This is a genomic window from Saccharothrix saharensis, assembly GCF_006716745.1.
Lineage (GTDB): Bacteria > Actinomycetota > Actinomycetes > Mycobacteriales > Pseudonocardiaceae > Actinosynnema > Actinosynnema saharense.
In genome coordinates, this window is the sequence record NZ_VFPP01000001.1 from 8,691,965 (window position 1) to 8,714,624 (window position 22,660).

The following is a 22,660-nucleotide window of genomic DNA, read 5'->3' on the forward strand; positions in this document are numbered from 1 at the left end:
CGCCCCCGGCGTCGGTAGGAGGTCGGGCGCGTCGGCGCCCCGATCGGGAAGGTCAGGAGGCGGGGCGCACCAGCGCCACGACGTCCTCGACGGTCCGCGCGGCGTGGAACGCGCGCAGGTCCAGGTTGACGTTCAGCCGGTTCTCCAGCTGGGCCAGGGCGTCCAGCGAGCTGATGCTGTCCCACTCGTGCCGGGCCAGCACCGGTTCCTCGCGCAACGCGTCGACGGTCACGTCGAGCGCGCCCGCCAGGATCCCCAGCACCGACTGCTCCACCGCGGTCTCGGTCATCGGACTACCTCGTTCCCTTCCAGCAGGTTGATCCAGGCGGGCACCTCGGGCAGCCCGGTGCCCAGGGCCAGCGCGTACGCGCCGTCGCCCTCGTCGGCGAAACCGGCGTTGGTCCAGAAGGCGCTCGCCATGCCGTTCTTCTTCGACGGCACGTACCGGCCGCGCAGGGTGGTGGCGCCGGCGGCGTGCGCACGACCCGCGAGCCACGCGGCGATCGCCAGCTCCACGCCCCGACCCAGCACCCGGCAGCTGAGCACGAGGTTGTCCACGTGCCACTCGGCACCGCCGCGGTCGACCCACGCCGCGCCGATCACGCCCTCGTCGCCGAACCGGTCGGCCACCGCGAACGTGACGACCAGGTGGTCCTCGGCGGCGATCCGGCGCGCGGTCTCGGCCTCGTCGAACCGCAGGCCGGTCAGGTTGAACTGGTTGGTGCGGGCGGCCAGCTGCGCGACGCGCGCCACCGAGAAGCCGTCGGCCTCTTCGACGGCCAGCCGCACGCCCAGCGCGTGCAGGTAGTCCTCCGACGAGCCGAAGCCGCCCGCGAAGTCGTTGCGCAGCGCCCGGCTGCGGTACAGCTCGGGCCGGGCCAGGTCGGTCTCGGTCAGCTCGGCGACGTCGAACCAGCCCTGCTCCAGCAGGGTCCGCACGATGTGCGCGGGGTCGCCGTCGGAGGGCAGCACCACCACCTCGGGCAGCTCCTCCTCGACGTGGCCGCGTTCGAACGGCGAGTCGTCCAGGAACACGAACGAGCCGATGGCGAGACCCAGGGTCGATGCCGCCTCCCGCAGGTTGCCCGCCTTGGGCGACCAGTTGACCGCCTTGGCGGAGAACGCCTCCGGCCGCAGCAGGACTTCCGGGTGCGCGGTCAACGCCTCGTCGACCAGGTCGGCGTCGTTCTTGCTGGCCAGCACCAGCACCACGCCCTGGTCGCGCAGCCGGCTCGCGGTGCGCTGCACCTCGCGGTAGGCGTTGCCCGGGTACAGGCCGCCGAGCTGGACGCCCTCAGCGCCGACCTCGCCCAGCACGCCACCCCACAGGGTGTTGTCCAGGTCCAGCGCCAGCACCTTGCGGGACAGGCCGCTGCGCGCCTGGGCGAACCGCCGCACCTCACGGGCCAGCAGGTACAGCGCGCCGTCGGTGTAGGGCAGGTCGCCGTAGCGGTGCAGCCGGTCGTCCCGCGCCGCGAACGGCGAGTCCGCGAGCACCGTCACCAGGTCGGTCACGGCCACCTGGCGGTGCTGCCCGGCCAGGTCCAGCAGTCCCTCGTTCAGCTTCGCCCACGCCTTGGCCAGCGCGGCCCGGGCCCGCCAGCTGATCACCGAGTCCCGCACCTGCCCGGGCAGCGGCACGGTGTGCAGCAGCACGGTCGCGGTGGACCGCTCCACCGCGGACAGCACCAGCCCGCGCAGGTCGTCCAGCCGGGCTTCGAGGTGCTCGGCCAGGCCGTCGACGTCGGTCGGCGTCCAGTCCTGCGGCAGGAAGTACGACTCGTCCAGCAGCAGCGCGACCAAGTCCACGCCGTCGAACGGCTCGGTGGCCAGGGTGAGCTCGAACATCCCGTACGGTCCGGGCACCAGCTCCGGCAGCAGGCCCGCCGAGACCAGGCTCGCCCGCAGGATCTGCTCGTAGGAACCGATCGTGCACGTCGCTAGCAGCGACACGCGCAGCGGCCGCAGGCCCTCGGCCTCCTCCAGGCGGGCCAGCAGCTTGCCCGCCTTGCGCAGCACGAGCGGGTCGGACACGCGCGCCAGCCGCGTCAGGTCGGCGGGCTCCGGCGCGCGGCCCTCCGACACGGCCGCGCGCAACGACTCCACCAGGTCCGGCCGGTCGCTCATCAGATCCGCACCAACGTGCAGTACCAGCGCATGCCGATGGAGATGCCGCACAGCGCCACCACGTCACCGGGCTGGACGTCACCGCGCTCGATGTGCTCGCCCAGGCAGAACAGCTGGTCCGCCGCGCCCATGTGGCCGTGGCTGAGCGACAGCTCGGCGTTGGTGTGCTCGACGGTGACGCCGAACGGCTCCGCGACCTCCTCGATGGTGTCGGCGGAGTCGTTGATGTAGATGACGTGCTTGAGGTCGTCGCGGGTCAGGCCCGCGCGGTGCAGCGCGTTGTCGACGGTGTCGGTGATGCGCTGGTTCAGCGTCGCGACGAACTCGCGCAGCTTCGCCGGGTCCTTGTCGAAGTGGGCCTGGATGCGGGCGTGCCCGGGAGGCGCGTCCTTGGCCGTCCAGCCGTCGAACGGCACCGGGTTGACCGCGCCGCCGACCTCCGTGCGGAAGAAGTCCGACAGGTCCGGGTCCACGAACTGGTCCGTGGCCAGCCACTGCACGCTCCCGTGGCCGCGCTTGAGCACGGCGGCGACCGCGCCGTCGCTGTGCACGGCGTTGTTGACGTTCATCCGGTTGCGGTGGAACTCGCTGACCCGGTTGACCGCGATGAACAGCACGGTGTTCAGCTCCGGCTGGAGCGCGAGCTGCCCGGCCACGTAGCCCAGGCCCGTGACGCCGCACGCACAGCCCTCGTTGAGCAGCATCGCCTGCGTCGTGCCCTCCACCTTCAGCCGGCGCGCGACGGCGGCCGAGGTGTCCCAGTGGTGGTAGTCCGGCACTTCGGACGCGGCCACCACGACGAGGTCGATGTCGTTGGGCCCCAGACCGAGGCGGTCCAGCGCGTCCTGCCCGGCGAGCGCCGCCAGGTCCGTCGCGGTCACGCCGTCCGGCGCGCGGTGGAACGTGTGGTAGCCCCAGCGGATCACGCGTTCCGGGTCGCCGACGTAGTCACCGGCCGTCTGCGCGACGTCCCGGTCCTCGCCGGTGGCGTACCCGAAGCCCGCGACCCCGAACTCGACGAGCTGGCTGGCCATGAGCACTCCTGTCCTGTGGCTTCTTTTCGGCGCGGTTGACCGGCATGCCCGGAGAAAATCGTCCGAGGCCTGCGGAAATGGTTTGAGAGGAATCTGAGAATGTGCGCGGCGGTCGTCACCCCTGACGTCCGAAGCGCGCTGACCTGCATAGTTGCTGGAAGAGGAGTGACCCGACCTCGATGAGCCCCAGTCGGTCGGATCGCTCGTGGGCTACTCTGTCCGGTAATTATTTCCCGCCGGCGGCCGGGATGCAATATTCCCTAACCGCGTTTCTCCGGCGTACTCATCGGAATTCCTGATGGCGTCCATCGGCGCGCGGCGCGCGGTGTCGTAGCGCACGAGCTCCACCAGCACGCCGGCGGGCTTGGGCGCGTACAGGTACTGCACCGCCATCCCCGCCCGCGCACCCCGGCACGGCTCGGCGTCCACCGGCGCGAAACCGCTCGCCCGCAGCCGTGCGGCTTCCGCTGCCAGGTCGTCCACTTCGAACGCGATGTGGTACAGGCCGGGTCCGCGGGCCAGTCGCCCGGCCACCGCGGAGTCTTCCCGAACCGGTGCGACCACCTCCACGGCGGGCGCCGCGAGGTCCGTGCCCACCTGCCAGAAGTCGCACGAGACGCCGTAGTCCCCCGCGACACCGCCCTCCACCTTGGACAGGCCGAGCACGGCGAGCAGCGCCCCCACGCCCTCGGGGTCCGCGGTGAGCAGGCCGACGTGGTCGATCCCGAGGATCATGCCGCCACCAGCTCCTCCGCCGCGCGACGGCTGGCGGCCAACACGGTCTTCGCCGCACCGCCGCTGCCGCCGGTGAAGGTGAACACGCCGGCGCCGACGCGCACCAGGCGCAGGCCGGCGGGGGAGCGGTAGCAGTCGAACGACGCCACCACCCGGTCCGCCGTCCCGGCACCCCCCGTGACGCCGAACCGGCGGCGCGCCGTGTCGAGCACCCGCGCCGCCAGGTCGTGGTCCGGCGTCACGCCGTCCGGGTCCACGTCCCAGCGGTCGCAGCCCAGCCCCAGCAGGAACGCGCCGTCACCCGCCGGGCGGCCGTACAGGCCGGTCCGGTCGTCCACGAACGACACCGGGCACGGGATCGGCAGTCGGTACAGGCCGTACTGGATCTGCTTGGAGCGCAGCGGCTCACCGCCGACCAGCCGCGGCGTCCACGCGCCGGCCGCCACGACCACCGCGTCGAACCCGGTGGTGCCACCGGGGGTGCGCACCACCGCACCCGCCGACACTTCGGTCACCCGCTCGGTCCGGACATCGCCGCCGTGCCCGGCCAGCCACCGCAGCGCGTGCTCGCGGAACCGGGCGGGGGAGAAGTGACCGGCGTGCCGCTCCACGACGCCGACCGCGTCCGCGGTCAGGTCGCGGAAGCCGAAGCGCCGCGCCAGCCCGGCGGCGTCCACAACGGACGCCGAGCCGGGCAGCACGTCCTCGACGGAGTCCACCGAGGGCGTGACGTCCTTGGCCGTCACGTACACCGACCCGGTCTCCCGGTAACCCGCCCAGTCGCGCACCCGCTCGTCGGACCGCAGTTCGGCCAGCGACTCGGCCGCGGCCCGCGACGCGTCCGCGTCGACCTCGAACCCGCGCACCAGACCGCCGGACGCGCCCGAGGCGTCCTCGGCCTCCGGTGCGTACGCGGTGACGTCGACGCCGGCGGTCCGCAGCCGCCAGGCCAGGGTGGCGCCGGCGACGCCGCCCCCGACCACCGCGGCTCTCACCCCCGCCTCGCGTGCACGGCGCGGCGCAGGTCGTCGGTCAGGTCGGCGCCACGCCGGCGCAGCGGCAGCGGCAGGTCGTCGCGGGCGAACAGCTCGTCGGCCGCCGCGAGCGTCGACGGGTCCGCCGCGTAGCGCGGGTAGAGCCACAGCACGAGCGTGTCCAGCACCTTGTCCTCGCGCAGCCGGGCCACGTCCGCGATCTCGGCGAAGAACCGGGTCACGTACGGCGCGGTCAGCTCACGCTGCTCGGGCTGCCAGAACCCCTCGGCGGTGGCCCACAGCCGGTAGCTCGACAGCTCCGCGTCGGTGGTGATCGTGCGCCACGCGGACTCCTTGGCCTCGGTGGTGGGGATCGCCGCGCGCGCCTTCACCGCGAACTGCTCGGTGTGCGTGCTGCGGTCGGCCTCGTAGGCCTGGTCGATCTCGGCCTCGGTGAACGCGCCGAGCACCGCGAGCCGGTACCGCACCCGCCACGCCAGGTCGCTGTCGAGCTCCAGGCCCGCCGGCAGCGGCACGCCGTCCAGCCAGCCGCGCAGCTCCGAGGTGTCCGAGGTGAACTCGACCAGGCCGCGCATCAGCGCCAGGCCGAGCTCGTCGCCCGGCGCGACACCCGCCAAGCGGTCCCGCGCCGCGTCCGCCACGGCCTTGAGCAGGCCGGGCCGCAGCTCGGGGTCCAGCAGCCGGTCGGCCACGTCGATGCGGGCCTGCTCGAGCACCTCGATCACGATCGAGAGCTCGGTCTCGTAGCCGAGCATTCGCGTCACCAGCTCCAGGTGCTCGGTCGCGGGCACCGCACCGTCGACCACGCCCTGCAACAGCTGCGCCCACACCATCGCCCGGTCGATCGGCGCCAACGAGGGCAGCACCTCGGGCAGCGCCCGGCGCGAAGCGTCGTCGTAGCGGATCTTGGCGTAGGTCAGGTCGTTCTCGTTGAGCAGCAGGAACCGCGGCGCTTCGCGGCCCACCAGCTCCGGCACCTCGGTCCGGGCACCGTCGACGGTCACGCGGACGGTCTCGTGCGTGTCGCCGTACAGGCCGATGTCGATGGTGTGCGGTCGCAGCGTGGGGTGCGACCCGGGCGCGGTCTGCGTCACGGCGAACGACGTGATCACGCCGTCGGCGACGGTGAAGTCCGGTGCCAGCGTGGTGACGTTGGCGGTGCCCAGCCAGCGGTCCGCCCAGTCGGTCATGTCCCGGCCGACGGCCTCGCCGATCGCCGCGTTGAAGTCGGCGAACGTGGCGGCGCCGTAGGCGTGCCGGGCGAAGAAGATTCGCAGCGCCTCGCGCATCGCGTCGTCGCCGATGTGGTGCGCGAGCTGGCGCAGCGCCGAGGAGCCCTTGAAGTAGGAGATCCGGTCCAGGTCCAGCAGCGCCGACATCGCGTCCGCGCCGTCGATCCACACCGGGTGCGTGGACGGCCGCTGGTCGGCGGTGTAGGCCTGTCCCTTGCGCCGGGCGGAGAACGTGGTCAGCGGACCGGTGAACTCGGTGACCTCGCTGGGCACCCGGTGCGCCAGGTAGTCCGCGAACGCCTGGCCCAGCCACAGGTCGTCCCACCACTTGTTGGTCACCAGGCCGGCCCACCACATCAGCGACAGGCCGTGCGCGATGACCACCGCGCGAGTCTCGTGCTCGCTGCGCGGTGCCGGCGTGCGGAACAGGTACAGCTCCTTGAGCAGCACGCAGCCGGGGTGGTCCAGCGACAGGTAGCTGAACTCCGGCGCGAAGACCTGGTCGAACCGGCCGAACGGGTAGCGCACGCCGAACAGCCGGTGGAACTCGTCCAGGCACTGGGCCGTGACGTCGAAGATCTCCTGGATGTCGGTTTCCAGCGCCTCGGCGACCGACCGCCGGCAGTGCACCCCCAGCGGCACGCCGTCGTGCACGGTTTCGAACGACGCGTAGGGCCCGGCGACGACCGTGGTGAGGTACGTCGCCTGCGCCACGGCTTGCTCGACCCGCCACCGACCGGGCGAGACCTCGGTGGCCGCACCGGTCCCGAGGACCGTCCAGTCCTCGGGGACGGTGACGTCGAACGTGAACGGCGCCTTGAGGTCGGGCTGGTCGAAGCACGCGAAGATGCGCGGAGCGTGGTCGAGGAACACCGCTCCGTACACGTAGACGCGGTCGTCGGCCGGGTCGACGTAGCGGTGCAGGCCCTTGGACTCCCGCGAGTAGGCCATGTCCGCGACCACGACGAGCTCGTTGTCCGCGGCCAGGCCGGTGAGCGGCAACCGGCCGTCCACCAGCGAGGACACGTCCAGCTCACGGCCGTTGAGCCGGGCTTCGAGCAGCACCTCCGGCTTGACGTCCACGAACGTCGTGCCGCCCGCGACGGCGGTGAAATCCACCTTCGTGATCGATCGAAATAGTTTTCCGTCGCCGGTCAGATCCAGGTCCACGGCATTTGAGCGGATCTCCAACAATGCACCCCGGGCGGCGGCCTCGGAACGAGTCAAACTGGCCATGCGGCGACCCCTCCTGCTTGGTAGGGAGGATCGTAAACACGACTTCTGCGGCGTCAACGGGCCAATTTGATTCCCCTATCGGGACCGCCCAAGGAATCCTGATGGCCCGCACGCCGGCACCCCGCTTGGGCCGGTTGGACCCGTTCGGCGGTATGGCGGGCGCTATCGGCCGAGGTAGTCGCGCGCGACGCGCTTCGGCACGCACAGTCGCCAGGCGTCCACGACCAGCTCCTCGAGTTCGGCCAGGTCCAGTCGCGACAGTGTCACCCGTACCCAGTTGTACCGCTCGTCCGGAGTTACCGGCGGGTGGAATTTATCTGGATCAGAGGCGATGAGGGCGGCTCGCTCCTCCCGGGGGAACGCGAATCCCATCGTCAGCTCGTCGGGTGACAGGGCGAGGTAGACGATCCGCCCGATGCGGAATTTCACCCGGTCGCGGACCAGCGCCTCCTCCGTGCGGGGAAGCGCCCGCGCGATCCGCCGCACGTCGTCGGCCGTGACGCCCCGGCGCGGCGCCGACCACCCGCGGGTGAACGCCAGGTAGCAGTACTCGTCGATCACCTTCGCCAGCGAGCGCCCCGGCCTGCCGAGGTCGTCGAGCAGGTCCGGCTCCGGCACGCCCGCCTGGGCCAGCAGCTCCGCCGCCCAGCCGCGGGTGAGCCGCAGGTGCGCCCGGTACGCCACCGCGTGGCGACCGCCGTGCAGCCGGTCGGCGATCATGTTGTCCCAGGGCGGCAAGCTGTTCGGGCGCAGCGCGAAGAGCAGCTTGGACGCGGCCGTCGGGCCCAGCGTCCGGGTGCCGCGCGGGGTGCTCGCCGCCGCGGTCGCCGACAGCGCGGCGAAGGCCTCACCCAGCCGTTCCACCTGCTCGTCGGTCAGCTCGGCGAGCCACGTCCCGCGGTCGGGCAGCGCCGACCGCCACGTCGCCCACCAGGCCGCCAAGCCCTCGTCCAGCACGCGTGGCTCGCCCGGGCGGGGCGTGCGGATCCGGCAGCCCCACGCGTTGAGCCACGCGTGCGCGGCGTCCCGGTGGGCCGACCGGCCCAGGTCGAACTCCGGTGCGGTGGCGGACGCCAGGACCGTCCACGACTTCTCCGGGGTGGTGGTGCCGCCGAACTCGGCGACGGCGGCGCGCAGGGTGATCAGATCCGGTTTCACGACGCGGGACCCTAGCGCCGCACCCTTGCGCGACGGCGTCGTCCTGGGTAGAAACATCGCGAGCCCGGCGCCCGGCCCGCCCCAGCTGCGCGCACCCCAAACCCGTTTCGGCCCACCGCCGCGTCCTTGGAGTGCCACGACATGACCGAGCCCTGGCTCTTGGAAACCCGCGTGTTCAAGCTCAAGCCCGGCACCCGGGACGAGTTCGACCGGATCAGCCGCGAGGGGACCATCCCGCTCATGCGCCGCATCGGCATCACCGTGCTCGCCTTCGGACCGTCCCCTTTGGACGAGGACGAGTGGCACCTGGTGCGCGCGTTCCCCGGCATGCAGGAGCGCGTCCACCTCGCCGGGTCGCTGTACGAGCAGCCGGAGTGGGCGGCGTTCGACGGCCCGGTGGGCGAGATGATGGCCGACTACAGCACGGCGCTGGTGCCCGTGCCCGCGAGCACGGTCGAGCTGCTGTCCCAGCCCGGCGCCTTTGCCTAGGATCCGGCCGGTGACCACCAACCTGTCGCACCTCGAAGCCATCACCAACGTCGACGCCGACTACCGCCACTACGCCAAGGACGTCATCGCCCTGCCCGACCACGACCTGGTCTTGCCCGACGCGCACCTGAAGTGGTACGAGGTGCGCGAGCCGCAGGACGTGGTGGAGGACGGCCTGCGCGAGCAGGCCAAGGCGTTCCTGCGCGACCAGGCCGCGACCGGCGGGCTGGACATCTCCGGCGACCTCGGCTTCGTCATCCACCACCTGTGCCGGGGCGAGTTCTACTTCCTCATCGTCTGTACCTGGCGGCGCGAGAACGAGATGTGGCAGACCGTCTACATCCGGGACATGCAGCAGCACGACGACTTCCGCCGGTTGGAGCAGGGCCGGCACCGCGAGGTGCTGTGCGTGTGGGAGATGGGCGCCCTGCTGCACGAGCAGCAGGCGTGGATCCGCTACCTGTACTCCGACCGGGACGTGCAGGCCAGGATCGCCTACCTCGACGACCGGTTCACCGGCACCGTGTGACGTGGTCCGGGGTCGCCGCCGCACGACGGCGACCCCGGGCTCCGATCACGTGACCGGTTCTCCGATCGGATCCTGGCGCCGCTTGCGGTTCCACCGCAGGAACAGCAGCGCCGTCACGGTGACCAGCAGCGGCCACAGCATGTACACCGCCGTGGCCGCGGTCAGGCCCACCACGCCGAGGAACGCCACCAGCGCGGCGTACCACGCGGGCGACCTGGGCGGCAGCAGCTTCAGCGCCGCCGCCGTGCCGATCAGGTACACCGCGACGAACTGCCCGGTCGTCAGCAGCACCAGCAGCTTGGCGCCCGTGCCGGTGCCCATCGCCACCGCCAGGGACAGGTAGCACAGCGCCACCACGACCACCAGGCTGCGCCGGGGCACCTCACCCGCGACCGTGCCGCCGGAGAGCCTGCCCGGGAACGCGCCGTCGCGGGCCAGGGCCGCGCTCAGCTTCGACGCGCTGGCCATGTAGGCGTTGATCGAGCCGATGGTGAGCAGCACGGCCGCGATCGCCGCCACCACCTTCACGTCGCCGCCGACCGTGCGCGCGATCAGCTGACCCAGCGGCGCCTCGCCGTCGGCGGCGGCCGGACCGAGCACCGCGATGATAGCGAACGCCACCGACAGGTACAGCAGGCCCACGATCGCCACCGCGATGCCGGTGGCGCGCGGCAGGTCGCGCTCCGGCTTGCGGAACTCCTGCGCCAGGTGCGTGATCGCCTCCCAGCCCGCGAAGCTCCACACCAGCAGGCCCGCCGCCGACGCGACCGCGGTCCAGCCGTGCGGCGCGAACGGTGTCAGGTTGCCCAGGTCGACGTGCGGCACCGCGAGCAGCACCGAGCCCAGCACCAGGAACACCAGCAGCCCGGCCAGCACGAACTGCACCGCGCCCGACGCGCGCAGGCCGATCCAGTTCGTCACGGCCATGCTGGTCAGCAGCGTCAAGGCGGTCACCACGACCGTCCACTGCCCGCCGCCGACGGCCTGCTCCACGTACGCGCCCGCGAACAGCGCCGCCGCCGTCGTGCCCGGCGGCACGGCGAAGTAGAAGCACCAGCCGACCACGGCCGACAGGCGCTCGCCGAACGCCAACCGCGCGTAGGTCGAGACGCCGCCCGCGTCGGGGTGACGCGCACCCAGCGCCGCGAACGTCGCCGCCAGCGGGGCCGACAGCACCACCAGCGCCAACCACGCCAGCAGGGAGGCGGGCCCCGCCACGTCGGCCGCCAGCGCGGGCAGCGCGATGACGCCCGTGCCCAGCACCGCGCCCACGTACATCGCGGTGCCCTGGCCGACGGTGAGCCGGCCGCCACCGACGGCCGTCATGCGTCACCGCGGACGAGCGCGATCGACGGCCCGAGCGCGTCGAGGAACGGCCGCTGCACGCTGAACGACGTGAAGCCGAACCGGTGGTGCGCGGCCACGACCTGCGCCGCGATCTCCTCCGCCGTGCCGATCAGCACGTAGGGCGAGTCGAGCACCACCTCCTGCGGCACCTCCCAGTCCGCCGCGATCCCCGCCGCCGCCGCTTCCCGGTCGTCGGTCACCGCCACGACCTGTACGAACGCGTTGAGCGTGACGTCACGGCCGGCCGCCGCGTCGCGCACGAACGCGACCCGCTCCGCGGTCTCGTCGGAGCCGATGATGCGGAAGTTGCCGGTGGCCTTGCCCGGGACGTGCCGGATGCCGCCCACGCTGACCACGTCGGCGCGTTCGGCGGCCAGGCGCAGCATCCGGTCACCGGTGCCGCCGATGAGGACCGGCGGGTGCGGCACGTCCGCTTCCTGGGCGAGCATCTTCTTCAGGTCGTCCAGCAGGGACACGACGTGCGCGACCCGGGCGTCCATCGGCGTCCACGGAATGCCGGCCAGGTCGAACTCCTGCTTGATGATCCCCGCCCCGACGCCCAGCACGAGCCTGCCACCGCTCATCCGCTGGATCGTCTGCACCTCCCGGGCCAGCAGCGACGAGTTCCAGAACCCCCCGTTGAGCGCGTAGGTCCCGATGCCGAGGGTCGGCGAGACCTGCGCGGCGAGGTTGAGCACCGAGAACGGCGACGTCCGGTTCGGCCCGAGGTGGTCGACGGCCAGCACGGAGTCGAACCCGAACCCCTCGGCGACCTGGCACACCTCCACGAGCGCGTCGTGCGTGGCCGGTGTGGCCAGTGTGATCCCGAACGATAAGTGGTGCACATCATCCCCCGCGGTGTCGTAGTCGGCGAAAATACGCAAACAGTTCCGTGCCTGCCGAGGCAGGTCAACACGTCCCGAAACCTGGTCGGGTATCGCACGATAGGGAATCCCGATGGCGTCATGCGAACGGCCGCACCCGAACGGCGCACTTGGCGCGGGCAGGGCCTCGGCGTCGTCGTTCGGCCTGGTCGGCGCTGTTCGCGAGCCATCAGGGCTTGCCGAGGTGTCGGTGGCCGGGACCGGTCCGCGACGCGTCGGGCAGTCGCCGCGCCGGTCGGGCACGAACCTCGGCGCGGTTGACCGGGGAGCTCCGGCTGCGCGTTCGACGGCGGTTGCCCGCTCTCGTCGTGCTCCCCGGCGGTGCGGTGGGAGAGGGGTCAACCGGTCGACGTCGTGGTCGAGGACCCGGGTCGGCGAGCCAGGACGGCCCACACCGTCTTGCCCACCGCGTGGCGCACGGCTCCCCAGCGCCGGCACAGCTGTTCCACGAGCACCATCCCACGACCGCGCGTCACCCTGATCGAGGACCGGCCCACCACCGGCAGGTGCGGCGACAGGTCGGTCACTTCGACGCGGATGAGCGCACGGGTGCGGCGCAACCTCCGGCGCGTAGACCCGCCGCTCCTGCACGCTGAGCGAATGCGGCTCGTCGTCGAGCGCGTCGACCAGCAACCGCTGGTCGAACAGGGCGTCGACCACCTGCTCCACCACCGCCCGCTGATCGGGCGCCAACTGCGCGACCAGCTCGCTCAGCGTGTGTTCGCCGGTGAGGAACGGAGCCAGGCGGTCCAACCACTCGTAGCTTGCACTACCGGTCAGCGTGCGGGCACCGGCGAAGCCGTGCACGTACACCCCGTCCGGGCTTCTCGCATACCGCACGTCGGCACGCAGCCGTGGACGCACCCTGGACCCCTGGTGTCGACCGTTCACCGGAGCAGAATTCGTCCGCCGGGGACCGGCAACTCGGATCGCGCAGAGCTGCCGGCGGCGCTGCGTGATCCGGACCGGGGGTTCGACGCGATCATCGTGGGCGAGTACGAGCGGGCGTTCGCCGGGGACCAGTTGCCTCGCCTGCTGGCGCTGTTCCGCCGCTACGGGGTGCAGGTGTGGCTGCCCGAGGCCGGTGGCAGGTTGGAGCCGGACAGCGCCAAGCACCAGGCGCTGATCGACATGTTGGAAGCCCAGTCGCTACGTGAGGTCGCACGAGCCCGGCACCGCGCGATGGCCTCCATGCGCGTGCAGACCCTGGAAGGGCGCTTCCCCGGCGGTCGGGCGCCCTACGGCTATCGGTTGGTGGAGTCCGGCGCGCACCCGCGCCTCGCCGACGCCCGCCGCGGCCGCATGACCTATCGCCTGGAGATCGACCCGGAGACGGCTCCGGTGGTGCGGTGGCTGTTCGCCGAACTGTCTTTCGGCGACGTCCTCGAAGACGAGGTCGTCGGGGAAGCCGGAGGTGTAGTTACCGGCGTAGCCGAGGGTGACGCGGGTGCGGACGTGTCCGTACTGGATAGCAGCGGCGATCAGTCCGCGTGGTCGGCGGACGATGAACCAGGCCAGGATGCGACGCAGGCAGCTCGCGTTGATGGCGGGCTTGCTCGGGTCTGGCGGGGATAGCGTCGGTGCGGCCGTGGGCGCGGCAGTAGTCGTGGACCCAGCCGATCATGGCGTTGATGTCTTGGAAGATCTGCTGGCTGGTGCGGGCTGCCCCGGTGGCTCTGGTCTTGAGCACGCTCGCCCCAACCTTGCCGTTGACCAGCAGGATGAACGGGAACAGCAGGGTGGCTTCGTGCAGTGGCTGCACCACGTTGACCGCGGTGATGACGGGTTAGACGACAACCCAGGGGTGGGGGCGTAGCTCTCCGTCGGATTCGGTGCCGGTGGGTGGTGGGACGCCTTCGAAGTGCTTACCGCGCAACAGGATGAGGTCGTTGGTGCGGTCGCGCTGAATGCAGCCGCGTTCCAGGGTCAGCGTTACTGGTGGAGTATACGTATTCCGACCGAGTGCTGTTCCGGAACCGTTGTGACACAAGCGTTTCGGCTCGTTCGACGGTGGCGCGATCCTGCCACTGCACACACACGCCGGGTCGGGCCGTGGACTTGGGCCTCCGACAAGGGCGCACAGTGGTGTGGTCCACCGTGCGCCCCTCGGGTGTCTGAGTCCGTCAGATCAAGTCAAGCAGCTCGTCGACGATGGCGCGGATGGCTCCGCCGATGGTGCCGCGCAGGGCAGCTGCGACGAAGGTGACCGGACATCAGCACCACGATCGCCCAGCGCAGCCGCACCGGATCGTTCGAGGTCCTGGTGACCACTGAAGCTTCCGGCCTTCCTCCATCGATAAAGGCCGGACGTACACGCTCGGACGACGAGCCACAACCATCTCCCGTACTCGACATGCGGGACCAGCCTCGCCGATCAGCTCACAGGACCGATTACCGGGTCAACCCTCCGGGACACGCCACTGGATCACGGTTTGTCCAGCTTGAGCGCCCTTACCATACCCGCTGCCCGGATCTCACCGTACTTGTTGGAGAGGTCTCGTTTGAAGTCGCCCCATTGACGCCTGATCTCCGTGACGCCCGCCCTGTACGCCAGGTCGAAATTGCGGAAGGCCAAGTTCACTACACGGCTCCGCCGGGTATTCTCCGTGTCCTTATTGAGGTCGTGGTCGTGCTTGGTGCGACCGCTGCAGTTCTGTTTCGTGCCGTTCACGTAGTTCGGGTAGCAACCGGTGGCCAGTTTCTCACTGGGGCGCCGGCTGGCTACTTGCCGAGTCCACTTGTCCATGTCATTGAGGTTGTGCATGTTCGCGACGTACCAGGAGACGTCCCACAGCTTCACGGCCGGTGCGTCGAGTCCGAGTCCGGGAGGGTTGGTCCGGTCGACCTTCTTGTTCGGGTCGGCGTAGTCCGCGTAGTTGCTGTGCGCGTAGAAATCCTCGATCGCATGCCACCCGCGCCCCAATTGCTCGATGACGTTGCACTTCGGGCGGCCCTTGTTGAGGTCGAACCTGCAGTTGCGGCCGGTGGTGATGTTCTTCGGGTTGCCGCTGGCGTCCACGAGTTCATCGGCGAAGTCCAGTGCGTATTTGTACCGGACGGTGGCGTAGCGGACGCAGGTCGCGAGGGCGAAGTCGGCCTTATTGCGGCTCACGGGGTAGGTCTTGCCGTCGTTGTCCTCGCTGGCGAGGTAGTCCGCGTTGTCGCAGTGAGCCTTGGCTTCCATGCCCTCGTCGACATCGGGTGCCTGAGAAGCGCCCTTGAATTGTGTCTGCGACCAGCTCTGGACCGAATCCTCGGTGTACAGGGCCTCGATGGTCATGCGTGCGTGCACGTTGCCGGCGAAGGCTGAGGCTGGCGGTCCGGCCGTGCTCATCACCATCGTGACGGACCCGAGCATGACGATCAGGAGTCCGATGGTGGTGACCGGACGTGGTCTTGCGTTTCCAACTCTGGACATCTGGTACCTCCGTTGGCCGTGGTGAAGGTTTCCGGACACAGGGCGGACGGGAAGTTCCGAGTGGTCCGGGGCCGGTCATGGGTTACCGTTCTTCTTGATGAAGCCGCGGCACCTCTAGTTCTTCTCACGATATCCGAAGACTGCATCGGTCCTGCTCAAGCGGACGTTGTTCCCGTCTATGAACCAAGCCTTCCAGTTGTTGCCCGGTTGGCTGATCGCGCTGAAGCGGGGCAGCGAGTCCACGTACTGGTCGCCTACTGGGTACGACCCCTTCACCCTGGTGTCGTCCGTGTTCTGGAAGACGATGCGCACCAGAACCCCCTGGGGGATGTCGTTCGGTAGCGACCAGCGGACGCTGCGCTTGACCGTCCACACAGAACAGTCCAACCCGTACAGATGCGGTGCGTCGTAGACGCTCGCCTTGGTGTCCATCGTCGCTGCTGACGCCATGCCTGGAACCATCAGGCCGACGCCTACGGCCGCCACGGCCAGAACCAGGGCGACAACCGTCCGGACACCCCACCACGCCACCACGACGCCGCCGCCGCGGACCCGCGGTCGGAGGACACCTTGAGCGCGCTCTCGCGACATCGACATCGACATCCCTTCTCTCTGACGGTGACGGAGAGGTCCGACACATGTCGGGACTCGACCGTTGCGTGGACTCCGTGGTCACCGATCGATAGCCGCAATCCCAGTCAGCGTGAAACACCTCCGGCCATCACGCCAGCGCAGGCCAACCGACGACGCCTCGCTCGGATTACTCCCGGTGAGCGGCCCCGTCGCGCCCCCCGTTCGCGTCGCTTGCACGACCTGGCCGTGCATCGCCACCGTCCACCGACCGCTGACCGGCAGGCCTCAACCTCATCCCGATGCCTGAACCCGACCCTCACCTCGTCCGAATGGGCAACACCGTGCGCACCGAAGCCGCAATGCCCTACGTCCACCTCGTATTCAGGGCGTGGCTCGGCGCGACCCGGAAGGTCGACCGGGTATTCGATGTGACGGACGGCCGCATGACATGCAACCGAGCGGGGAGACGCGACGGCTCGCGGTCACACATTTTGAGGTTGTCCCCGGAGACCGGACACCGGGTTTTATGCCACGAGGGCGAGGTCTTGACGATAGCCGACGCGGACTTCATGCGGGTGCGGCAGCCCAGTGTCAAATGTAGACGGTCGTGGTTGTAGTAGCCGAGGTAGGCGAAGACGTCGCGTCGGGCGTCCTCGCGAATTCGGCGTCGGCCGCCGAGCCTTCGGGGAGGTCGAGCTTCGGTTCGGCGATCAGCGCGGCGAACCTGGCCATGGCCGCTGGGTCGGCTTGGTCGTGGGCGGTGTCGAGGAGCTGTTGCATCTCGGACTTCGGCTTGAGGTCCGGTTTCTGGTGCCAACCGGCGACCGTACGGACGGCGATTCCCAGGTGCTCGGCGAACGCTTCGTTGGTGAGGCGCATGGCTGCCTGGAGTGCGCTGGCGGTTCGGTCGGTCCAGCCCTCGTGCAGGCTCATCTTCTCGCTATCCCCCCCGGAGCGATGTGCACTGGTTGTGCAGCGGACGTGCATCGGTGATGCATGGGGTCGAAGGCGCTTCCGCAGTGGAATCGAGCCATGGAAAACAGCTCGCTCCACCAGCGGAAATGCCTCGGGCTAGCGGCGGTCGCGGACGTGTTCGAGCACGTTCGAGATGTCCGACTTGAGGTCGTCGAGGAGGTTGGTGATGTCGTTGAGCCGCTGCTCGAAACCGTCCAAACGGGACCACAGGCTGTCGGTCGGGTTGGTGATCGGCTCGTCGGCTTCCGGCGGCCTTCGGCCGTGCAGCACGGCGTCGAGGTGCTGCGGGTGCCAGCCGAGCGTTGTCGACAGGGACTCCAGGGTCCGCGGGCTGCGGCGGCGCTCGACTGTGTGGTGCTGGATCTCGCGCACGATCGCCTGCGAGACGTGCGAGCGGCCGGTAGCGGTCTACGGGCGGTGCTCGACCGAGGACAACCAAGATCCCGAGACGTCGCGCGGCTGGCAGTTCGGCAACGCGCGGAAGTTCGTGGAACCGCTCGGTGGTGTCGTCGCTGAGGAGTTCTTCGACGTGGGGCAGTCGCGGTCCGTGCCGTGGGAGCGGCGGGAGGAGGCGGCTCGGCTGCTGGCGGCGTTGAAGAACCCGTATCGCGGGTGGAACGCCGTGGTGGTCGGTGAGGGCACGCGGTGTTGGTTCGGCAATCAGTTCTCGCTCGTCGCGCCGAGATTCGCCGCGTACGGCGTCGATCTGTGGGTGCCGGAGCTGGGCGGGAAGTTCGACGCCCGGAACTCCTCGCACAAGATGCTGATGAGCGTGCTCGGCGGGATGAGCGAGCCCGAGCGCCAGCATGTGCAGGCACGTGTCCGGGCGGCGATGGACGCTCAGGTCGTGAACGAGGGGCGGCACCAGGGCGGACGTGCGCCCTACGGCTACGTGGTCGGGGACGGCGGTCCGCACCCGAATCCGCGGAAAGCGAGTGAGGGCTACCGGTTGCGGGTGCTGGCGATTGACGAGCCGTCCGCCGAGGTGGTGCGGCGGATCTTCGCCGAGTACCTGAGCGGTCGAGGCGACCGGGCGATCGCAACGGGCCTCAACCGGGATCGGATTCCGTGCCCATCGGCTCGGCGGCCCGACCAGAACCGGCACCGGTTGGCGGACGGCTGGCAGGGCAGCACGGTACGGGCGATCCTGGACAACCCGAGGTACACCGGGTTTGCGTTCTTCGGGCGGTGGGCGCGGCAGGAGACGCTGCTCGACCCTGACGACGTGGCGGCCGGCTACGTGATCCGCTTCCGACGAGCGAGCGCTGACCGGATCGTGAGGTCCCGCAAGCCCGCGCACCCGGCGATCGTGAGCGTCGAGGAGTTCACGCAGGCGCACCTGCTGCGCAAGTCGAAGTCCGCCGGCGAGCTGAAGACGGCGCGCAAGACCGAGCGCGCCGAGCGGCCCACGAAACGGCCGTACCTCTTCCGGGGCATCGTCCGGTGCACCGCCTGTGGTCGGAAGATGGAGGCCAGTCCACGGGCGCGCGGCGTGTACTACAGGTGTCCGGCTCGGACGCTCGCGCCCGGATCACCTGCGCTGGCCACTCATCCGCCCACGGTCTACCTCCGCGAGGACGTTCTTCAGGAAGCGGTGAACGGGTGGCTCGGACGATTGATCGCACCGGAGAACCGGGACCGGACCGTTGCCTCTCTGGTCGAGTCTCAGGGAATCAGCAGTGCGGTCAACGGGAGGGAGGCCGCCAAAGCGCGGCTCGCCAAAGCGGAGGCGCAGTTGAGCCGGTTCCAAGAGGCCATCAAAGCCGGAATCGACCCGCTGGCACTGGTCGAGCCGATGAACGAGGCTCAGGCGGTTCGAGCTGCCGCGCGAGCGGAACTGGAGGGAACCCCGGCACCGGACGCCCTGAGCGCCGCCGAGGTGCACGCGATGATCGACTCGCTGGGGAACGTCGAAGAGGCGTTGGCCGATGCCAACATAGAGAGCGTGGCGAGCCTCTACAGGGCGATTGACCTGCAAGTTCGCTACACGCACACGGCCCACGAGGCTGATGTGATCATCAAACCCGTGGGCCGTGTGAATAGTGCGCGTGTCCGAGAGGGTTTGTTGACCCCCTCGGAGCGGGAGATCTCCCGCGCTCATCGCGCGGAGAGACATGCGGCAACCTTATCGCAGGCGCGGTGTAGCGCAAGCATAACGCGGGAGAATGCACGTGTCGAATCACATCGCGGCACCGAATCGGCACTGTGCGGAGTGGCTTGGTCGACCTATCCACACCGGATGGTAGGGGAGGAGCGTGCGGCGGACGGCACGGTTGGCTGTTCACTTCGATGTACCGTCACACCCGCGCCGGTCAGGAAATGGGCCAACTGGAGTTGACCTCCTGCCTGCTGCGGCTCACCGAAGCTCACCGGCTCGGTCACACAGTGTTTGGCGGGGCGTCATCGGCGGGGAAGAACCTTCGGCGGAAGGACAATGATCCGAGCCGACGACTTCTCCGTGGTCACGTTGTTGTGTGAAGGAGATCGTCGACGAGCAGGGGGATGACCTCCGGGTGGTGCCGGGTGATCACCGGCACGACGTTCGTCCAGTGGAGGAACCGCAGCATCTCCGCTGCCGGCCGTCCGGTCGAGCCGAGACCGGTCTCCATCGCCAGGCGGTACCACCCGCGCCCCCGCTCGTAGTCGGACGGCATGGTCCGGACGAGGTGTGCGGCCATGTCCTCTGCACCGGCGTTGGCCAGCACCACCGCCGCCCTCTCCCGCTGCTCGGGGTGGGCGATTTCCACCGCCTGGCTCGCGGACGCGCCCTCCAACACCGCTTCGAGCGACTCGGTGAACGTCGTCAACGCTGGGAGACCGCTCAGAGTCTTGGTCACCGCGAGTCGGCCAGCCGTTGTATCCGGGGCGGAGGACCGTGCGGCGGCACAGTGTAATGCTGTGGAGAGCTGTCGGACACGGCCCAGGTCACGTCGGGCCGCAGCCGCCTCCAACACGCTGAGCAGCGCGTCCAGGTGGTCGTCGTCGTTCGAGATCTCGTCGAGGCACACGTCCGCCACGTCGACCGCGCCCGCGTGCTCGGCGGACTGGGCGAGGGCCGCGCGCAGCGCGTTGCGTCGCCCTTTGGGGACGAGGAAGGCCAGATGGCTGGCATCGGAGGTGAACGGCCGCCGGGCCAGGGCGGCGGCGACCACCCGCCACGCCGAGTCGGTCTTGCACCGCATGATCGTGGTGACCGCCCTGGTCAGCTCTCCAGTCTCGATCAGCGCTCCTGCGGTAGCGGCGAAAGCCTCCTCTCTGAGGTGTCGATCGGACAGGCCGAGGGAGATCTCCAGCGCGGTCGGTGCCTCTCCCAGTTCGGCGGCAGCACGTACGACAGCCAAGAGCGCTTGTTCGTCGTCACCGGCGCGTGCTCTGGCCAGAGGCAGATCGCCGGTCAGGGCCGTCGCCGCAGCGAGCTGATCAGCGAACTCGATGCTGTGCCCGGATTCATCGACCTTCGCTATGAGTCGCTTTGCGGCAACGGCGTCACCGCACCGCGCGGCGGCCTGCGCCACGACCGCCATCCCGTTCAGGTCATCGACCGGGTTGGTGCCTGCTTCGACGAGGTTCATCGCGGCGGAGAGGAGCTGTTCAGCCATTTCCGGCCTTCCGGTGACCGCGGCATGGCGGGCGACGGACGCCAAAGCCGCACTGTCCGCCGCGCGCGTCGCGAGCCTGGCCGCACGTGTCAGGTCACCCGCCTCCGCGACGGCGACCGTCAACGCGCGGGTATTCCGGGTGCCGCCGATCCCAGCCAACCGGTCCTCGAGTTCGACGGCTTGGCCCTCTGGCCAGGGCACGGCGCCGAGCAGGTGGACGAGGAGCGGGCGCGCGTCGGATGCGTCGAGCGATGCGACGAGTTCCACCACGGTCCGGAAATCACCGCACCTCGCCGCCACCTCCGCTCGCGCACTGGCTACCTCGACCTCTGACGCTCCCGAGCGGAACAGTGAGCGGACGACCGCGTCGGCGAGGTCGTACGGCAACAGCCGTGAGGCGGCGCGCGTGAGGTGGCGCAGCGCGTTCCGGAACTCCCATCGAGGAATGCCTGGCAGGAGCCGAACGGCGTGATCGAGGTGGCGGCGGGCGCGCTCTGCGTCGTCGGAAACCTCCGCTGTGCCCAGGTACATGCGCAATCGGGCGGTCTCGTCGTCGATGGAGTTGATCACGACGTCCGACTGCCCGGCACCCCATCGGGCCTCGATGACGCGACCGATCTCGCCGAAGTCGTCGGCCGACAGGCCCGTTCGTGGTCGCAGGACGCCGGATGCCTCGGTTGGATCTCTGACTGCGATCGTCGCCTTGGCGATGGCCGCGGCCGCCCGGCGCCGGTCGGTCGGCTCGCTCAGCAGGTCGAGCAGCTGCTCTGCGTGGGATAGCGTGGATCTCGCGGTGTCTGTGTTCTGCCCGGCGACCGCGACAAGCGCTAGTGCCTCGACGCGGTCCACGACCGAGTCGATGGAGTTGGCGAGTTCTCGGGCACGGTGGTGTCGGCCGAGTGCCGCCCATGCGGCCGGCAGGTCAACCGGAATCGCGGCGTTGCGGTTTTTCAGCCGTTGCCGGTTGAGCGCGAGTCGGGTCATCGCTGTCACGGTGACCGCGTGTCGCGCGAGAAGTCTCTCCTCGGTCGTGACGAGCTGACGCAGAGCCTCGGAATCGCTCCCGGAGACCTTTCGCATCAGGTCGAGCCGGTCGCGGTCGGTCGCAACCGCGACCATCCGGACGACATCGTCCTCCTCGGCCACCATGCGGAAGTACCCGTGCAGCAGGTATTCCGGCGTCGACGTCGGCCATCGGCGGTCCCGGTACATGTCGGCCCACCGGTGGATGCGCGTCCGGTGCTCGTCCACGGCGGAGCCAAGGTGTGCCACGGCTTCCGTCAGCAATTCGGCGTGGCTCAAGAGGTACACCTCACCTGCGGTCCACGGGCTCGGGCGGGAGGCGAAGCTCCGGCAGGCGGTCGACGCGAGCCGTTCGGTCATCGCGCGCCGGGTCACGTCGGTCAGCTCCGCCAAGTCCTCCGCCGACAGTCCTCCGCCCGAAGCTACGACGAACCCCACCAGATCGCGTTGCCCGGTCAGCAATCCGCGCAATTCCCTTTCCTTGTCCGCCCGGCTCACGATGGCGGCCGGGGATGGCGCCAGTTCACGGACCGAGGAGCTTGTGCGGAGCGGGTGATCCTGGGGCACGTCGTAGGGCAGCGGACGGTGGGAACGGCTCGCCACCACGACGTTCGAACCGAACGGTGGGGTGACGGGGAGCAATCCCGCGATGCTGTAATCGTCCGGCCCCGTCGTGACACCCCGGTCCTCGTCGAGACCGTCCACCAGCAGAACGAGCCGCTCGTCCCGTGATCGGCACAACGCCGCGGAGTCCTCCAGCATGCCCAGCAAGTGCGCTTCTCGGGTCGCCTCGGATAAGTGCACCGGGGGTGTTTCACTCAACATTTCGGATAGCTGCCCGAGGACATTTTCGATGAACGCACCGCGGTGGTTCTGGCCAGCCATTCGAGCGGTGACGAAGAAAGATACAATCCGTACGCCGGGAGGCGGATTCAGGGTGAACCACGACAACAACGCCGACTTGCCCGCCCACGGCTCGCCCTGCCACCAGGCATAGGCCCCGGACTGCGACGAGCAGAACTCGGCCAGTTCCGCGAGTTCGGCCTCGCGTCCGACCAGGACCTCTGGCGCCATACGCCTGACCTGGTGCAGGTACCGCGACCGGAAAGGTGCGCCCGCCGTGAGGTTCACATCCCCGACGTGCAGGCCCGCGTTCGCGTAGCCGCCGGGTGCGGTCGCGGCGCCGTCCAGGTGCCCGGCCTGCACCACGATGCCGGACGACACGGCGGCGGTCTGCGACACGGTCCGGGACGTGCGGACGGGAGCAGGTCTTCCCGTCTCGTCGGGTCCGCCGCCCCTGTCGCCC

19 protein-coding genes are annotated in these 22,660 nt (G+C 69.9%); 4 read left to right on the forward strand and 15 right to left on the reverse strand.

Features of this window, described 5'->3' with window-relative positions; translation table 11 throughout:
• Positions 1 to 52 precede the first annotated feature (52 nt).
• The 7 genes from FHX81_RS39230 to FHX81_RS42890 form a co-directional block, all read right to left on the reverse strand.
• Positions 53 to 289 (reverse strand): acyl carrier protein, encoded by a 237-nt coding sequence (locus FHX81_RS39230; RefSeq protein ID WP_141983487.1) that lies wholly within the window; start codon positions 287 to 289, stop codon positions 53 to 55.
• Positions 286 to 2,127, reverse strand: coding sequence for an HAD-IIIC family phosphatase (locus FHX81_RS39235; RefSeq protein ID WP_141983488.1), 1,842 nt, complete (start codon positions 2,125 to 2,127; stop codon positions 286 to 288). Before FHX81_RS39235 ends, FHX81_RS39230 begins: the two co-directional genes overlap by 4 nt.
• Positions 2,127 to 3,161, reverse strand: a complete 1,035-nt coding sequence (locus FHX81_RS39240) for a 3-oxoacyl-[acyl-carrier-protein] synthase III C-terminal domain-containing protein (RefSeq protein ID WP_141983489.1) — start codon at positions 3,159 to 3,161, stop codon at positions 2,127 to 2,129. The genes FHX81_RS39235 and FHX81_RS39240 overlap by 1 nt, the downstream gene beginning before the upstream one ends.
• 210 nt (positions 3,162 to 3,371) lie before the next feature.
• Entirely contained in the window at positions 3,372 to 3,896 is a 525-nt protein-coding gene (locus FHX81_RS39245; protein WP_141983490.1) for a VOC family protein, read from the reverse strand.
• Positions 3,893 to 4,891 (reverse strand): NAD(P)/FAD-dependent oxidoreductase, encoded by a 999-nt coding sequence (locus tag FHX81_RS39250; protein ID WP_141983491.1) that lies wholly within the window; start codon positions 4,889 to 4,891, stop codon positions 3,893 to 3,895. The genes FHX81_RS39245 and FHX81_RS39250 overlap by 4 nt, the downstream gene beginning before the upstream one ends.
• Positions 4,888 to 7,359: an aminopeptidase N gene (gene pepN / locus FHX81_RS39255; protein ID WP_141983492.1), complete on the reverse strand. Its 2,472-nt coding sequence runs from the start codon at positions 7,357 to 7,359 to the stop codon at positions 4,888 to 4,890. The genes FHX81_RS39250 and pepN overlap by 4 nt, the downstream gene beginning before the upstream one ends.
• Before the next feature lie 162 nt (positions 7,360 to 7,521).
• Positions 7,522 to 8,517 carry an MmcQ/YjbR family DNA-binding protein gene (locus FHX81_RS42890; protein WP_342787251.1) on the reverse strand — a complete coding sequence of 332 codons (996 nt, stop codon included), beginning with the start codon at positions 8,515 to 8,517 and terminating at the stop codon, positions 7,522 to 7,524.
• Between the two features lie 141 nt (positions 8,518 to 8,658).
• Between FHX81_RS42890 and FHX81_RS39265 the strand changes: the two genes are divergently transcribed.
• Together FHX81_RS39265 and FHX81_RS39270 are read left to right on the forward strand one after the other, a co-directional pair.
• A complete protein-coding gene (locus tag FHX81_RS39265) occupies positions 8,659 to 9,006 on the forward strand; it encodes an NIPSNAP family protein (RefSeq protein WP_141983493.1) in 348 nt (115 codons plus the stop codon).
• Positions 9,007 to 9,016: 10 nt separating this feature from the next.
• Complete coding sequence (locus FHX81_RS39270) at positions 9,017 to 9,535, forward strand: hypothetical protein (protein WP_141983494.1); 519 nt, start codon at positions 9,017 to 9,019, stop codon at positions 9,533 to 9,535.
• 45 nt (positions 9,536 to 9,580) lie between these two features.
• Here the strand turns inward: FHX81_RS39270 and FHX81_RS39275 are convergent, their stop codons facing one another.
• The 3 genes from FHX81_RS39275 to FHX81_RS41035 all read right to left on the reverse strand — a co-directional run bounded on the left by FHX81_RS39275 (position 9,581) and on the right by FHX81_RS41035 (position 12,326).
• Entirely contained in the window at positions 9,581 to 10,861 is a 1,281-nt protein-coding gene (locus tag FHX81_RS39275) for an APC family permease (protein WP_141983495.1), read from the reverse strand.
• Positions 10,858 to 11,766 carry a TIGR03621 family F420-dependent LLM class oxidoreductase gene (locus FHX81_RS41030; RefSeq protein WP_170232357.1) on the reverse strand — a complete coding sequence of 303 codons (909 nt, stop codon included), beginning with the start codon at positions 11,764 to 11,766 and terminating at the stop codon, positions 10,858 to 10,860. Before FHX81_RS41030 ends, FHX81_RS39275 begins: the two co-directional genes overlap by 4 nt.
• A 338-nt stretch (positions 11,767 to 12,104) precedes the next feature.
• Positions 12,105 to 12,326, reverse strand: a complete 222-nt coding sequence (locus FHX81_RS41035; protein WP_170232359.1) for an ATP-binding protein — start codon at positions 12,324 to 12,326, stop codon at positions 12,105 to 12,107.
• 40 nt (positions 12,327 to 12,366) lie between these two features.
• Here FHX81_RS41035 and FHX81_RS41565 point away from each other — a divergent pair, with 40 nt between their 5' ends.
• Positions 12,367 to 13,341 (forward strand): serine integrase family protein, encoded by a 975-nt coding sequence (locus FHX81_RS41565; RefSeq protein WP_211363706.1) that lies wholly within the window; start codon positions 12,367 to 12,369, stop codon positions 13,339 to 13,341.
• Positions 13,342 to 14,191: 850 nt separating this feature from the next.
• Here the strand turns inward: FHX81_RS41565 and FHX81_RS39290 are convergent.
• From FHX81_RS39290 to FHX81_RS39305, 4 genes are all read right to left on the reverse strand, one after another.
• Positions 14,192 to 15,184 (reverse strand): hypothetical protein, encoded by a 993-nt coding sequence (locus FHX81_RS39290; protein WP_141983497.1) that lies wholly within the window; start codon positions 15,182 to 15,184, stop codon positions 14,192 to 14,194.
• A 114-nt stretch (positions 15,185 to 15,298) separates the two neighbouring features.
• Positions 15,299 to 15,787 (reverse strand): hypothetical protein, encoded by a 489-nt coding sequence (locus tag FHX81_RS39295; protein ID WP_170232361.1) that lies wholly within the window; start codon positions 15,785 to 15,787, stop codon positions 15,299 to 15,301.
• A gap of 561 nt (positions 15,788 to 16,348) precedes the next feature.
• Complete coding sequence (locus FHX81_RS39300; RefSeq protein ID WP_246108189.1) at positions 16,349 to 16,690, reverse strand: hypothetical protein; 342 nt, start codon at positions 16,688 to 16,690, stop codon at positions 16,349 to 16,351.
• A gap of 138 nt (positions 16,691 to 16,828) precedes the next feature.
• Complete coding sequence (locus FHX81_RS39305) at positions 16,829 to 17,104, reverse strand: XRE family transcriptional regulator (RefSeq protein WP_211363911.1); 276 nt, start codon at positions 17,102 to 17,104, stop codon at positions 16,829 to 16,831.
• On the opposite strand from FHX81_RS39305, the gene FHX81_RS39310 reads away from it, so the two are divergent.
• Entirely contained in the window at positions 17,082 to 19,070 is a 1,989-nt protein-coding gene (locus FHX81_RS39310) for a recombinase family protein (RefSeq protein WP_246108190.1), read from the forward strand. The genes FHX81_RS39305 and FHX81_RS39310 overlap by 23 nt on opposite strands.
• A 124-nt stretch (positions 19,071 to 19,194) precedes the next feature.
• On the opposite strand, the gene FHX81_RS39315 is transcribed toward FHX81_RS39310, so the two are convergent.
• Entirely contained in the window at positions 19,195 to 22,596 is a 3,402-nt protein-coding gene (locus FHX81_RS39315; protein ID WP_141983499.1) for a hypothetical protein, read from the reverse strand.
• Positions 22,597 to 22,660: the final 64 nt, after the last annotated feature.

Excerpts from the sequence above, each read along its gene's own strand:
- FHX81_RS39230 (WP_141983487.1), bottom strand. The coding sequence starts at position 289 with ATGACCGAGACCGCGGTGGAGCAGTCGGTGCTGGGGATCCTGGCGGGC.
- FHX81_RS39235 (WP_141983488.1), bottom strand. The coding sequence starts at position 2,127 with ATGAGCGACCGGCCGGACCTGGTGGAGTCGTTGCGCGCGGCCGTGTCG.
- FHX81_RS39240 (WP_141983489.1), bottom strand. The coding sequence starts at position 3,161 with ATGGCCAGCCAGCTCGTCGAGTTCGGGGTCGCGGGCTTCGGGTACGCC.
- FHX81_RS39245 (WP_141983490.1), bottom strand. The coding sequence starts at position 3,896 with ATGATCCTCGGGATCGACCACGTCGGCCTGCTCACCGCGGACCCCGAG.
- pepN (WP_141983492.1), bottom strand. The coding sequence starts at position 7,359 with ATGGCCAGTTTGACTCGTTCCGAGGCCGCCGCCCGGGGTGCATTGTTG.
- FHX81_RS39265 (WP_141983493.1), top strand. The coding sequence starts at position 8,659 with ATGACCGAGCCCTGGCTCTTGGAAACCCGCGTGTTCAAGCTCAAGCCC.
- FHX81_RS39275 (WP_141983495.1), bottom strand. The coding sequence starts at position 10,861 with ATGACGGCCGTCGGTGGCGGCCGGCTCACCGTCGGCCAGGGCACCGCG.
- FHX81_RS41565 (WP_211363706.1), top strand. The coding sequence starts at position 12,367 with ATGCGGCTCGTCGTCGAGCGCGTCGACCAGCAACCGCTGGTCGAACAG.
- FHX81_RS39290 (WP_141983497.1), bottom strand. The coding sequence starts at position 15,184 with ATGTCCAGAGTTGGAAACGCAAGACCACGTCCGGTCACCACCATCGGA.
- FHX81_RS39295 (WP_170232361.1), bottom strand. The coding sequence starts at position 15,787 with ATGTCGATGTCGATGTCGCGAGAGCGCGCTCAAGGTGTCCTCCGACCG.
- FHX81_RS39300 (WP_246108189.1), bottom strand. The coding sequence starts at position 16,690 with ATGAGCCTGCACGAGGGCTGGACCGACCGAACCGCCAGCGCACTCCAG.